This is a genomic window from Acidobacteriota bacterium (assembly GCA_034211275.1).
Lineage (GTDB): Bacteria > Acidobacteriota > Thermoanaerobaculia > Multivoradales > JAHZIX01 > JAGQSE01.
In genome coordinates, this window is record JAXHTF010000176.1 from 1 (window position 1) to 14001 (window position 14001).

The following is a 14001-nucleotide window of genomic DNA, read 5'->3' on the forward strand; positions in this document are numbered from 1 at the left end:
TCCTGGGTACCCGTGAGGAAGCCGCGGAGATAGTCGGAGCAGGTCACCCCGGGCTCCACTTGCGGATCCTCGCTGTCGTTGGCCAGCACCTCCACGAAGGTGACGAAGAAGTTGTCCACCCCCTCCCGCAGCTGCTGGACGAAGGCGTGCTGATCGGTGGAGCCCTTGTTGCCGTATACCGCGATGCCCTGGGCCACCGGCCGGCCTTCGAGATCCTCTCCCTTGCCCAGGGACTCCATCACCAGCTGCTGAAGGTAGCGGGAGAAGAGCAGCAGCCGATCCCGATAGGGCAAGATCACCATGTCCCGCTCGCCCTGCCCCTTGGTGGCGTGGAACCACATCAGCGCCAGCAACGCCGCCGGATTGTTCTCCACCTCCGGCACCCGAGTGCGCGCATCGCAGGCCGCGGCGCCGTCGAGGAAGGCGTCCACGTCCAGGCCCTGGAGCGCCGCCGGCACCAGACCCACGGCGCTGGTGACGCTGGTACGGCCGCCGACCCAATCCCACATGGGAAAGCGGGCCAGCCAGCCTTCTTCCCGCGCCCGCTCATCGAGGGCCGAACCGTCGCCGGTGATGGCCACCGCCCGCGGCGCGAAGCCAAGGCCGGCGGCCTCCATGGCCCGCTGCGCCACCAGCAGGCCGTTGCGGGTCTCCGGCGTGCCGCCGGATTTGGAGATCACCACGCAGAGGGTGGTGGCCAGGCGATCCCCCAATTCGGCGAGGGTGCGGGCCATGCCGTCGGGATCGGTGTTGTCGAAGAAAGCCAGGCGCAGGCGATCCCGCCCCGGCTGCCCCAGGGCGTCCGCCACCAGCTGAGGCCCCAGGGCGGAGCCGCCGATGCCGATGACCAGCAAGTCGGTGAAGCGCTCCTCCCCCGGCGGCCGCAGCTCCCCGCTGTGGACCTTCGCAGCGAAGTCTTTCGTCGCCCGCTGGGCTGCACGGATGGCGGCGGTCTGCTCTTCGCTGGGGGCCAGCTCCGGCGCCCGCAGCCAATAATGCCCCACCTGCCGCCCTTCGTCCGGATTCGCCACCGCTCCCGCCTCGAGCTCCGTCATGGACTCGAAGACCCGCTCCATGGCGGTGCTCATGCCGGGGAAGAAACCCTCGCCGAAATCCATGCGGCTGATGTCCAGCCGCAGTCCCAGCTCGCGGTCGTCGAAGGTGTATTGGCGGTATCTCTGCCACAGGGTTGCGGTGCTCATCGGTGATCGGTCTCCTGAAATTCAGTCCTTGCTTGGGAAGTATGGCATGGCCCCGGAAGAGAAATCCTGGTGCCCATGCTCTAGCGTGGGCACCCACCACGCTCAGAGACGGGCATTCAACCAAGCCCCGCTCCAGCGGGGCTGAGCCTTCCGCTGCCCCCCGCCCTCGACGCTGGAGCGTCTCCCCGGAGCTCCCACGCCGGAGCGTGGGAGCGAGCTATGCCGGCGCTCCCAGGGATTCCATCTCCCAAAGGCCTTGCCTCACCCCGGCCGCCGAGCGTAGTGTGAAACTCCAGGAGAAATACGGACGAGCCATGAGCCAAGATTCTCGCACCACCGACCCGGAAAACCCCGGCGACACCCTGCCTCCCGCCGAAGCGGGGCTCTACCTCCAGGACGGCGCGCGGCCGGATCCGGAGTTCCAGCTCGGGGATTTGGAGGAGCTGCGGCGGCGGGCGGCGTCGGCGGAGACGCCGGTGGAGGAGCGGCTGGAGGCCTTCGAGGACATTCTGGACTCGGAGGTCGGGGACACCCACTTCGGCCGAGCCCGCAACCTGGAGCGAGCCCTCGGGCTGCGCCAGCTCTTCCTCAAATTCGAGGGCGGCAACCCCACCGGCACCCAGAAGGACCGCATCGCCTTCGCCCAGGCCCGGGACGCCCTGCGCCGGGGCTTCGACACCATCACCGTCGCCACCTGTGGCAACTACGGCGCCGCCATGGCCCTGGCGGCGTCCATCGCCGGGCTGCGCTGCCTGATCTACATCCCCGAGGGATACCACACCCGGCGACTCCAGGAGATGACCCGCTTCGGGGCGGAGATCGTACGCTTCAACGGCGACTACGAAGCCACCGTCGACGCCTCCCGCCGGCGCGCCGCCGACGACGAGCTCTACGACGCCAACCCCGGCGGCGACAACACCGACTTGCAGCTGGAAGGCTACGGTCAGATCGCCCTGGAGATTTACGACGAGCTGCGGGATGCTCCGGCGGTGGTGGCGGTGCCGGCGTCCAACGGCACCACCCTGGCGGGAATCTACAAAGGCTTCCTGCGCCTCTACCGCCGCGGCAAGACCTCGCGCATGCCGCATATGGTGGCGGGCTCGTCGGCGCATAAGAATCCCATCATCCGCTCCTTCCTCCGCGGCCATCAGCACTGCGAGGACTTGGATCCGGCGCGGGTGCGCGAGACGGTGGTCAACGAGCCCCTGATCAACTGGCATTCCTACGACGGCGACCAGGCGCTGGAGGCGTTGCGCGCCAGCGGCGGCTGGGCGGATCATGTCAGCGACCGCCAGATGCTACGCCTGGCTCGACAGCTCTTGGAGCGCGAGGGACTGAGCGTGCTCCCCGCCTCCACCGCCGGACTGGTGGTGCTGCTGACCCGCCACGCCGCCGAACCGCTGCCCGGCGACCGCTACGTCGCCGTGCTCACCGGGAGAAAGTGATGACCGACCCCAGAAGTCCAGAGGCCAGAACCCCCGACGCCAGACCCCCCGACGCCAGAACCCCGGACGGCAGCGCCATCGTCTACTGCCAGGGTGCCTTCAACACCCCCAACGGCAAGACCGCCCACGGCCTGGTGCGTCGCACCGAGCGCTATCGGGTGCTCTCGGTGGTGGACGCCGCCCACGCCGGGCAGGACGCCGGTCAGGTCCTCGACGGCAAGCCCTCGGGAATCCCCATCTACCCCGACGTCGCCACCGCTCTGGAAGCCTCCCACCGCGCCGCCGGCGGCCCGGCGAGCCATCTGGTCATCGGCCTGGCGCCGGACGGCGGGCGGCTGGGGCCGGAGCATCGGGAGGCGGTGGCGGGGGCCATCCGGTCCGGCCTCCACGTCGACTCGGGGCTCCACGACTTCCTCACCGAGGATCCGGAGCTGAGCCGGCTGGCGGAGGTCCAGGGCGTCGATCTACGGGACGTCCGCAAGCCGCCGCCGCGCTCCCAGCTGCACTTCTTCAGCGGCAAGATCGAGCAGGTGAAGGCCCTCAAGATCGCCCTCCTGGGCACCGACTCGGCGGTGGGCAAGCGCACCACCGCCTGGCTGCTGGTGGAGGCCTTGCGCGCCGCCGGTCACCCGGCGGAGATGGTGGGTACCGGCCAGACCGCCTGGATGCAGGGGGCCCCCTACAGCCTGATTCTCGACTCCCTGATCAACGACTTCGTCGCCGGCGAGATCGAGCACGCGGTGTGGAGCGCCTGGGACGCGGCACGGCCCCAGGCCATCGTCATCGAGGGCCAGGGCAGCCTGATGAACCCCGCCTATCCCGGCGGCTTCGAGATCCTCGCCGCCGCCCGGCCGGACGTGGTGATCCTCCAGCACGCCCCCACCCGCAAGGAGTACGACGGCTTCCCCGGCCATCCGCTACACCCCCTGCCGCAGCAGATTCAGGCCATCGAGATGATCTCCGGCAAGCCGGTGGTGGCGGTAACGGTGAACCACGAGGGGATGGAGGGCCAGCAGATCGACGACGCCTGCCGTGCCATCCGGGAAGAGACCGGCCTGCCGGCGGTGGACGTGCTGCGGGACGGCGCCGGGGCATTGGTGCCGCTCCTCGTCCAACGCCTTCCAGCCACCGACGGCGCCGGCTGAGGAGGCCGCCATGCGCATCGTCCGAGTCGAGGCGTGGCCGGTGGAGCTGCGCCTCACCGAGCCCTACACCATCGCCTACGAAACCGTCGAGGAGGTCACCAACCTCTTCCTGCGAGTGATCACCGACGGCTCCCTGGTGGGCTACGGCTGCGCGGCGCCGGCGCCGGAAGTCACCGGGGAGGACCCGCAGGAGGTGCTGGCAGCGCTCCAGGGGCCGGCGGCGGAGGAGCTCACCGGCGCCGACCCGCTGCGCTACGGCGTCCCCCTGGAACGGCTGCGCCAACCTCTGGCGAGCCACCCTTCGGCCCTGGCGGCGGTGGACATGGCACTCCACGACCTACTGGGGAAGATCGCCGGCGTACCCCTGTGGCAGCTTTTGGGAGGCTATCGCCGGCGCATCCTGACCAGCGTCACCCTGGGGATCCGGCCCTTGGAAGAGACCGAGGAAGAAACCCGCCGGCGGGTGGCAGAGGGTTTCCGCTGCCTGAAGATCAAGGGCGGCCTGGACCCGCTGGAGGACGCCGAGCGCGTGCACCGGGTGCGGGCGGCCGCGGGACCGGACGTGGAGCTGCGCTTCGACGCCAACCAGGGCTACACGGAGGCTCAGGCCCTGCGCTTCATCGACGCCGTCGCCAGCGCCCGCCTCACCCTGCTCGAACAGCCGACGCCGAAGCGGGACCTCGATTCCCTGGCGCGGGTGGCGGCGGCCAGCGCGCTGCCGGTGATGGCGGACGAGAGCCTGATGAATCTGGACGACGCCTACCGCCTGGCGGGTCCCCGGCGGGTCAAGCTACTCAACGTCAAGCTGATGAAGGTGGGGGGCATCGCCGAAACCCTGCGCATCTCCGCCGTCGCCCGTTCCACCGGCGCCGAGGTGATGGTGGGCTGCATGGACGAAGCCGCCGTCGCCATCGCCGCCGGCCTCGCCGCCGTCCTCGCCCGCCCCAACCTGCGCTACGCCGACCTCGACGGCCACCTCGACCTGGTGGACGACCCCAGCGCCGGCGCAGTGATCCTCGAAGACGGCTACCTCTCCGCCACCGGCCGTCCCGGGTTGGGGTGGGAGCCGGATTGATCAGCGACTGCATGAATCTCCAGAACCCAAGCCAATTGACGCCGCCCTACTCCATCGTCCAACATCAATAGAATCAAACCTTAGACGACACCACCCTGCGAGCCCATCACCGCCCACGAAGGAGCCTCCATGCCCCGCCTCGATCTCGACCGCTACCGCCTGCCCGCCGGAGAACGCTTCCATCTCGACCGCTTCGACCCCCGGGATCTGGCGAATTTCGAGCTCGACAAGGACGACCTCAAGGACGAGGCCAAGGATTGGGTGAAGAAGGATCAGGAGCGCCTCAACGACCTCCAACAATGCCTCTACGCCCAGGGTCGCCACGGCCTGCTCATCGTCCTCCAGGGAATGGACACCGGTGGCAAGGACGGCACCATCCGTCACGTCATGGGGGCCTTCGATCCCCAGGGGGTGATCGTCACGCCGTTCAAGGTGCCGACGGAGGAGGAGCGCAACCACGACTTTTTGTGGCGCGTCCACAAAGCCGTGCCTCGCCGCGGCATGGTGGGCATCTTCAACCGCTCCCACTACGAGGACGTGTTGGTGGTGCGGGTCAAGGGACTGGCGCCGGAGGAAGTCTGGAAGCGGCGCTATGAGCACATCAACCGCTTCGAGAAGCTGATCTCCGACGAGGGCGTGACCATCGTCAAGCTCTTCCTCCACATCACCCCGGAAGAACAGGCGGAGCGCCTCACGGAGCGCCAGCAGCGGCCGGACAAGCAGTGGAAATTCAATCCCGGGGACCTGGAGGACCGCAAGCTCTGGCACCACTTCCAGCACGCCTACGAGGACGCCCTGACCCTGTGCAACACCCCCTGGGCGCCGTGGCACGTGATCCCCGCGGATCGCAAATGGTTCCGCAACCTGGTGGTCTCGGAGCTGCTGATGGAAGTGCTGGAGGGCCTCGACATGAAGTACCCCCAGCCGGTGGACGACATCGACTCCTACTCCATCGGACCGATCCCGCCCCGGGGACACTGATCCAGCCCCAATCTCTTCTACACTCTCTTCTAAAATTACCCGCCGTTGTCCTACCCTCAGCGGTGGGCTGCACTACAACGGTAGCCCGGACGAGTAGGCCCCGCCGCCGCCACCGGCGGTGAGGGGTGGCTCGTCCCTATCGGCAGTTGAGCCAAAGTGGTGAGGCCCGCGCCAACCTTGGAGCCCGGGCTGCGTAGCAGAATTCGAACCCAAAGAGCCACAGGGGCTTCGCGGCCTCCGGCGTGAGGAGATAGCAGCGAAATGACCGACAGCACCGTAGGAGTCGTGGGCGCCGGCGTGATGGGCGCGGGAGTCGCCCAGAGTCTGGCAACGGCCGGCCACCGGGTCATTCTGGTGGACATCGACCAGGCGGCCCTGGAGCGCGCCAAGAGCGACATCCGCCAGGGTCTGCGCATGCAGAGCATGTTCCAGAAGGGCGGCGACAAACCCAAGGAGTCGAGCTCCGCGATCCTCGAGCGGGTCCACACCACGGGCTACTACCAGGAGCTGGAGGCGGCGGACTTCCTGATCGAAAACGTGGTGGAGAAATGGCCCGTAAAGCAAGAGGTCTACGGCCAGATCGACGCCATCTGCCCGCCGGAGTGTGTCTTCGCCGTCAACACTTCGTGCATCTCCATCACCAAGGTCGGTTCCATCACCCAGCGTCCCGACAAGATCATCGGTACCCATTTCATGAACCCGGTGCCCATGAAGCCGGTGGTGGAGGTGATCCGCGGTCACCACACCTCCGACGAGACCATCGAGCGCACCCAGGCCCTCCTCGCCACCATGGGCAAGGAAGGCATCGTAGTGCAGGATCTTCCCGGCTTCGTCTCCAACCGGGTTTTGATGCTGACCATCAACGAGGCCATCTGGGTGGTGATGGATCAGGTCTCGCCGGCGGAGGATGTGGACCGCCTGTTCAAGACCTGTTTCGGTCACAAGATGGGGCCGCTGGAGACCGGTGACCTCATCGGCCTGGACACCATTCTCGATTCCCTGGTGGTGCTCCATGAAAGCTATGGGGACGACAAATTCCGCCCTTGTCCGCTGCTGGTGAAGATGGTGGACGCCGGGCTCCTGGGCCGCAAGAGCGGCAAGGGTTTTTACGATTACGGCGTTCAGATCTGAGCCGCCCCAACCATTCTCGAAGAAAGAAATTCCATGGAAGCACGCAAGGAAAAGATCAAGACCTTTTTGGCCCGGTTCTTCAGCAACCACGAGCTCCAGGACGACGAGGACATCTTCGCCCTGGGCTTCGTCAACTCCCTGCTGGCGATGCAGCTGGTGCAATTCGTCGAGAAAGAGTTCGGAGTGACGGTGGAGGACGAAGACCTGGACCTGGACAACTTCCGCACCGTCAACGCCATCGACGGCCTGGTGGGTCAGAAGCTCACCGCCGGCGCCCAGGCCTGAGGAGAGTCGCTTGAGCCCCACCCAGACCCCCACCGAGGCCGACCAGGGCACGGCAGACACCGGTATGCCAAACACCGGTATGCACGTCGAGCTGAGCGACGCCCAGCGCCAGGCCCGCCGTGAGTTCCGGGCCTTCGTGGACGCCGAGATCGTGCCCCACGCCGCCGCCTGGGACCGCGCCGGCCGAGTGCCGATGGAGTTCATCGACCGGCTGCGGGAACGGCATTGGCTGGGATCCCCGCTGCCGGAAGAAGCCGGCGGCCTGGGCATGGAGCCCATCACCTACGGCCTGCTCACCGAGGAGATGGGCCGGGGATGCTCCTCCGTGCGCTCCCTGCTGACGGTGCACGACATGACCACCCGGGCGGTGCACCGCTGGGGGAGCGCCGCCCTCAAGGAAGCGATCTTGGAGCCTCTGGCCCGAGGCGAGAAGTTGGGAGCCCTGGCCCTCTCCGAGCCCAACGTCGGCAGCGACGCGGCCCAGGCGGAAACCCAGGCCCGCCGCGACGGCGACCACTTCGTCCTCGACGGCGTCAAGAAGTGGACCACCTTCGGCCAGCTGGCGGATTACTACCTGGCGCTGGCCCAATGCGACGGCAAGCCCACCGCCTTCCTGGTTCCCGCCGACGCTCCCGGGCTACGCCGGGAAGCCATGGAACCGCCCATGGGCACCCGCGCCTCGCTGCTCGCGGAGATCCATCTGGAGGGCTGCCGCATCCCCGCGGAGAATCTTCTGGCGCGGGTCGGCTTCGGCTTCTCCCACGTCATCTCCACCGCTCTCGATCACGGTCGCTACAGCGTCGCCTGGGGCTCCGTGGGCATCGCCCAGGGCTGTCTCGAAGCCTGCCGCAACTACACCCGCAGCCGGCGCCAGGGGGGCAAGCTGCTGCAGGAGCACCAGCTGGTGCAGCGCAAGCTGACGGAGCTGCTGGTCAACACCCGCGCCGCCCGTCTGCTCTGCTGCCGCGCCGGCCACCTGCGCCGCAGCGGCGATCCCAGCGCCTCCACCGAGACCATGATCGCCAAGTACTTCGCCTCCCGCACCGCCACCGCCGCCGCCCACGACGCGGTGCAGCTGCACGGCGCCAACGGTATGACCGACGACTACCCGGTGGGCCGCTACCTGCGGGATGCCCAGGTGACGGAGATCATCGAGGGCAGCACCCACATTCAACAGATTTCCATCCCCTGGATGCCGTTGCCGGAGCTCTGAGGGCCTCACCAAGAGTCCAGCAACCGGGCATCCGTCTCAATTCTTAGCCGGAGAGCGCCATGACCGTCGACACAGCCACCCCCGCCGCCGACCAGCAACCCGCCAGCGAGACTGAAGAGCGTGGCCACCGCACCGTCAAGCTGCTGATCTGGGATCTCGACAACACCCTCTGGGACGGCACCCTCCTGGAGGGCGACGACGTCCAGCCCCGGGACGGCGTGGTCAAGACCCTCGAGACCCTCGACGAGCGCGGCATTCTGCAGTCGGTGGCGAGCAAGAACGATCACGCCGCCGCCATGGAGCGCCTCAAAGCCCTGGGTCTCGATCACTACTTCCTCTATCCGATGATCAATTGGAGCTCCAAAGCTTCCAACATCGAGCAGATCGTCCAGTCGATCAATATCGGCATGGACACGGTGGCGTTCATCGACGATCAGCCTTTCGAGCGCGACGAGGTCAGCCACTCGCTGCCGGAGATCCTCACCCTCGACGCCGACGAAGCTCCCGGTTTGGCGGAGCGCTCGGAGTTCCAGCCCCGCTTCATCACCGACGAGTCGTCGCTGCGGCGGCAGATGTACCAGGCGGACATCGAGCGCAAGGAAGCGGAGGAAGGCTTCGTCGGACCGACGGAGGAATTCCTCGCCAGCCTCGACATGCACTTCACCCTCGGGCCGGCGCAGCAGGAAGATCTGCAGCGGGCCGAAGAGCTGACCATGCGCACCCACCAGCTCAACACCACCGGCTACACCTACGACTACGACGAGCTCGACGCCTTTCGTCAGAGCGACGATCACTTGCTGCTCATCGCCGGGCTGGTGGACCGCTACGGCACCTACGGCAAGATCGGCCTGACGCTGGTGGAAAAGGAAGACGACGTCTGGCATCTGCGCCTGCTGCTCATGTCCTGCCGAGTCATGTCCCGAGGGGTCGGCACCATCATGCTGCAGCACGTGCTGAGCCTGGCGAAGCAAGCCGGGGTGCGGCTGCTGGCGGAGTTCCGCTCCAACGACCGCAACCGCATGATGTTGGTGACCTACAAATTCTCCGGTTTCAAGGAGATCGACCGCAAGGACGGCACGCTGCTCCTGGAGCACGACCTGGAGTCGATCCAGCCGTTCCCGGACTACGTCGAGGTGGTCCTCACCGACTGATTCCTCGTCCCGTTTCGATCCCTCTTTCCAGAACTCCGGTGGAGCTCCCGGCCCGGCCTCCGCCGTTTCGAACCTGCCGAATCACGAGGTACCTCCATGTCGCAACAGCAGCCCCTTCTCATCGTCTCCGGTGACGACATCGTCGAGCTTCTCGATCAGCGCGAGACGGAGATCCTGGAGGCCGTAGCGGAAGGCTACAAAGCCCACGCCCGGGGCCACTCCTCGCTCCCCCACTCGAATTTTCTGCGCTTCCCGGACAGCGACCGGGACCGCATCATCGCCCTGCCGGCCTACGTCGGTGAGCCCTTCGAGCTCGCCGGCATCAAGTGGATCGCCTCGGTGCCCGGCAATATCGAGCGCGGCATGGAGCGCGCCTCCGCCACGGTGATCCTCAACCACCGCGACACCGGCCGCCCCTTCGCCATCCTCGAAGGCTCCATCATCAGCGCCCGGCGCACCGCCGCCAGCGCCGCCCTGGCGGCCCGGGAGCTGCACCGTGGGGAGGCACCGGAAGTCATCGGTCTGGTGGGCTGCGGGTTGATCAATTGGGAGATCTGCCGCTTCCTGGCGGCGGTGTGGCCGCAGGCTCGGCGCTTCGTCGCCTACGACCTGTCCACCGAGCGGGCGGAGCAATTCGGCCGGCGGCTGGAAGCGGCCATCCCCGGAGCGACTCTGCAGGCGGCGGCAAGCCTCGAGGAAGCCCTCGGCGCCTCCCCCGTGAGCTCCTTCGCCACCACCGCGGTCAATCCCTACCTGGAGAATCTGGACGCCTGCCCGGAAGGAGCGACGGTCCTCCACATCTCCCTGCGGGACCTACTGCCGGAGGCCATCCTGGCCCACGACAATGTGGTCGACGACCTCGACCATGTCTGCCGCGCCGGCACTTCCATCCACCTGGCGGCGGAGGCCACCGGCCACCGCGACTTCGTCCGCACCACCCTCGGCGAGGTGCTCCTGGGGCAAGCCCCGCCGGCGCCGGAGGACCGCGCCATCATCTTCAGCCCCTTCGGCATGGGCGTCCTCGACCTGGCGGTCTCGGACCTGGTCTACCGCCGCGCCCGGGAGGAGGGCCGGGGCACCGACGTGCCGTCCTTTCTCCCCACCCCCTGGACCGAGCGCTAGATCGCCCTGCAAGCAGTGCCCGTCCAGCAACCAGCGCCGGCAAAGCACCAGCAGCTCCGGCAGCAGCAGCACCGAGATCACCAGCGCCGCCGCCACGCCGAGGGCCAGAGCCTTGCCGAAGGAGGCCAGCCCCCGATGGCCGGTGAGGGCCAGGGTGCCGAAGGCCGCCAGAGTGGTCAGGGAGGTGAGCAGCACGCTGCGACCGGTGCCCGAGAGAGTGCGGCGTAGATCTCCCCGCTCCGCCAGAAAACGGTGCACGATGTGCACCCCGTCGTCCACCGCCACCCCCAGCACCACCGGCAGGGCCATCAGGTTGAGGGAGTTGAAGGGCACCTGAAAGAACCTCATGAGGCCGTGGAGGGAGACGACGGTGAGCACCGCCGGCAGTATCGCCAGCAGGGCCGGCTGCCAGCGGCGGAAATCCCATCCCACCCACAGCGCCAGCAGCACCAGCCCCAGGGCGGCGGTGATACGCAGAGCCCGCCGGGAGCGCTGCACCATGAAGCTCCCCAGCACCGGCATGCCCGTGACCTCCGGGTCCACCGCCCGCAAATGCTCCAGGAAGCGCTCCTGGGCCGCCGGACGCCAGACGTCCTCCGCCGGGTAGGCATAGACGGCGTAGCGGCCCTCGGGGCTGCGCAGACCGGCGGCCAGGCTCGGTGGCAAGCCCTCCGCCGCCCCGAGGGCCTCCAACTCCACCATCGAACGCACCGCCGCCACCGTCTCGTCGTCCACTAGCTGCTCGACGATCTGCCGAGCTCGGTCCTCATCGTCGGTGGTGAAGACCGCAAACTCCGGCGACCAGGAAGATTCCTCGACCATGAGACGCTCCAGCCGCACCGCCTCCGATCCCACGGGCTGCAGATTGAGATAGTCCCCGTCGAATCCCGGTCCGCCGGCGAAGGCCGCCACCGCCACCAGCAACGCCACCCCCGCCGCCACCGGCCGATTCTGGAAGGTCACCAGGAAGCGGCCCAGCCGCCGCTCCATCAGCGGCCGCTCCCGACGCCGGGCCGGTGGCCAGAGAACCAACAGCGCCGGCAACAGCGTGACCATCGCCAACAGACAGAGCACGACTCCGGTGCCTGCCACCACCCCCAGCTCCTCGAAGCCCCGGAACCCGGAGAAGACCATGGCGAAGAGCACCGAGGCGGTGGTGCCGGCGCCGGTGAGAAGACCTGGCGCCAAAGCCTCCACGGCGGTGGCCACGGCCTCCCGCTCGTCCATTTCCGCCGCCACCTCCTCCTCGATGCGGTCCACCAGGTGCACCCCGTAGTCCACTCCCAAACCGAAAAGGATGGAAGCGAAGAATGCCGAAAGCAGGGTCAGGTGGCCCGGGTAGAGGGACACCGCCCCCACCGTGGCGGCGACCCCTAAAGCCAGCGCCACCATGGCCAGCAAGGGGCGGCGTAGGGCTCCGAAGGCGGTGACGAAGAGGAAGAGCACCAGCACGAAGGAAACCGCCGACAGGCGCCCCAGATCCCGCTGGATGGTCTGGCGGTCGTCCACCGCGTAGACCGGCATCCCGGTGAGGCTGGCGCGCACCGCCGGCTCCTCCGCCACCGCTCCGTCCACCACCGAGCGCACCGCGGCGACGAAGGGCTCGAGGGTCTCCGCCCGGGAGTCGGGATCGTCCGGCTGCACCAGCAGCAGCGCCAGCTCACCGGAATCGGAGGTCAGATAGGGATCGAGACCGGCCTGGGCCAACAGGGCCTCATCCACCGGCAGCCGGTCCACCACGCTGAGCACGCCGGAGACCTCCCGCAGCCGGGGTGCCAGGCGGTCGACCACCGCGTAGAGACGCTCCGGATCCTCCCCCTCCAACCCCACCACCAAAACGTTGGGAGTGCCGAATTCGTGGGCGAAGTCGCGGAAGCGGGCGACTTCCGGCAGCTCCGGGTCCACCAGGTCGAGATTCGAGGTGCGCAGCTCCAACCAGGCTCCCGCCAGGGCCAGGGACGCCATCGCCACCAGCGCCGCCAACACCAATACCGTGCGGGGCCGGGCGATGCACCAACGGGTCAGCGCTCCCATCCACCGGCTGGAGAATCGGCCGCCGGGGGTGCTCACGAGCTGGCCCCCGGCCGGCCGGTGCCTTGGGCCACCGCCGGGAGCCCAGCGGGCAACGTCCGCACGAAGGCCACCAGATCCGCCACCTGGCGATCCGTCAGGTACTCGTGCCCCGCCATGGCGGTGCCTTCGAGGCCGTAGACGATGGTGCGGGCCAAGAACTGCCGCTCCTGGGCCGCCGCATCGATACCCACTGCGGCCTCGGAGCCGGGCCGGCCCATCCACCAAAAGCCGTCCTTGGTCAGATTCAGAGCGGGCCGATGCAGCTCCGGCGCCAGCGGTCCGTCGCCAGCTCCGGTGGCGCCGTGGCAGGCGGCGCACCAGCGTTGGAAGAGCTTCCGTCCCGCCGGCACCGACCCCGGCCGAGAGGCCACCGTCGGCGCGTTCTGTGCCACCGCCGCCCAGCGCTCCTGGGCCCCGTCCGCTCCCAAGCTGCCGAGGTAGGCCACCAGCGCCTCGCCCCGACGCCCGTCACCGGCGAAGAGATGCTCGTAAGACGGCATCCGGGAGGCCGGCACCACGGAGCGCGGCGCCCGCAAGTGCAACCGTTGCCATTGGGCGTTGCGGCGGGCCCCCACGGTGCTCAGATCCGGTCCCTGGCGGCGGTTCCCCGGCAGCGGTGGTTTCTGACTGCGGTCCAACGCCCGGTGCGGCCCCCAGAGATCCCCATCCACCGTCTCCGGCCGGACATATTGAGAGTGGCAGTTGATACACCCCTCCTGGATGTAGATCCTCCGCCCCTGACGCACCAGCTTGGGATCCGAGGAGTAGGGCCCCATGGAAGAAAGTGACGTGGAGGAGAGCCCCGCAGAGGAAGCCTCCGCTCCGGGCCCGCTCCCCTCCCCCGCCCGCTCCAGCACCGTCAGGGTGAGGGCGAGGTAGAACGCCGCCAGCAGCCCGGCGGCCAACCCCGCCAGGGTCCAGCCGTGGAGACTCCTCAAGGCCTTCAGCCGGCGCCCGTGGCTCAGCCCCCAGGCCACCAGCAGCAGAGCTCCGGCAGCCAGCAGGAAGGGCCTGGGCACGTGGTGCAGATCCTGGGCCATCCCCACCCCCAGGGCCGAGCCCAACCAACCGGCGATGCCGAAGCCCAGCCCCGCCCGCCAGCGCGGAGGCACCAATCCCTCCGCCGCCGGGGCGGCACCGGGATAGACCACCAACGCCACGGAATAGAAGGAGATGCC

General features: G+C 68.3%; 11 protein-coding genes and 1 pseudogene. 9 read left to right on the top strand and 3 right to left on the bottom strand.

The features are described 5' to 3' along the window. A partial coding sequence (gene pgi, locus SX243_20370) for a glucose-6-phosphate isomerase (protein MDY7095339.1) occupies nt 1-1202 on the bottom strand: 1202 nt, incomplete at its 3' end. A 314-nt stretch (nt 1203-1516) separates the two neighbouring features. Here pgi and SX243_20375 point away from each other — a divergent pair. The 9 genes from SX243_20375 to sbnB all read left to right on the top strand — a co-directional run bounded on the left by SX243_20375 (nt 1517) and on the right by sbnB (nt 10750). After that, nucleotides 1517-2647, top strand: a complete 1131-nt coding sequence (locus SX243_20375; GenBank protein MDY7095340.1) for a pyridoxal-phosphate dependent enzyme — start codon at nt 1517-1519, stop codon at nt 2645-2647. Continuing rightward, on the top strand, nt 2647-3792 hold the full coding sequence (locus SX243_20380) for a DUF1611 domain-containing protein (protein ID MDY7095341.1): 1146 nt from the start codon (nt 2647-2649) through the stop codon (nt 3790-3792). The genes SX243_20375 and SX243_20380 overlap by 1 nt, the downstream gene beginning before the upstream one ends. 10 nt (nt 3793-3802) lie before the next feature. Beyond that, nucleotides 3803-4867, top strand: coding sequence for a dipeptide epimerase (locus tag SX243_20385; GenBank protein ID MDY7095342.1), 1065 nt, complete (start codon nt 3803-3805; stop codon nt 4865-4867). A 129-nt stretch (nt 4868-4996) separates the two neighbouring features. After that, nucleotides 4997-5848 carry a polyphosphate kinase 2 family protein gene (locus SX243_20390; GenBank protein ID MDY7095343.1) on the top strand — a complete coding sequence of 284 codons (852 nt, stop codon included), beginning with the start codon at nt 4997-4999 and terminating at the stop codon, nt 5846-5848. A gap of 261 nt (nt 5849-6109) precedes the next feature. Next, on the top strand, nt 6110-6979 hold the full coding sequence (locus SX243_20395) for a 3-hydroxyacyl-CoA dehydrogenase NAD-binding domain-containing protein (GenBank protein ID MDY7095344.1): 870 nt from the start codon (nt 6110-6112) through the stop codon (nt 6977-6979). 33 nt (nt 6980-7012) lie between these two features. After that, entirely contained in the window at nt 7013-7264 is a 252-nt protein-coding gene (locus SX243_20400) for an acyl carrier protein (GenBank protein ID MDY7095345.1), read from the top strand. 10 nt (nt 7265-7274) lie between these two features. Beyond that, nucleotides 7275-8477 (top strand): acyl-CoA dehydrogenase family protein, encoded by a 1203-nt coding sequence (locus tag SX243_20405; GenBank protein MDY7095346.1) that lies wholly within the window; start codon nt 7275-7277, stop codon nt 8475-8477. A 59-nt stretch (nt 8478-8536) separates the two neighbouring features. Then, a complete protein-coding gene (locus SX243_20410) occupies nt 8537-9628 on the top strand; it encodes an HAD-IIIC family phosphatase (GenBank protein MDY7095347.1) in 1092 nt (363 codons plus the stop codon). Nucleotides 9629-9724: 96 nt separating this feature from the next. Further along, nucleotides 9725-10750 carry a 2,3-diaminopropionate biosynthesis protein SbnB gene (gene sbnB / locus SX243_20415; protein ID MDY7095348.1) on the top strand — a complete coding sequence of 342 codons (1026 nt, stop codon included), beginning with the start codon at nt 9725-9727 and terminating at the stop codon, nt 10748-10750. Nucleotides 10751-10786: 36 nt separating this feature from the next. Here sbnB and SX243_20420 read toward each other — a convergent pair. Then, nucleotides 10787-12784 (bottom strand): annotated as a pseudogene (locus SX243_20420) (MMPL family transporter). A gap of 32 nt (nt 12785-12816) precedes the next feature. Beyond that, nucleotides 12817-14001 (bottom strand): cbb3-type cytochrome c oxidase subunit II (locus tag SX243_20425; protein MDY7095349.1); only part of this gene is annotated, 1185 nt, incomplete at its 5' end.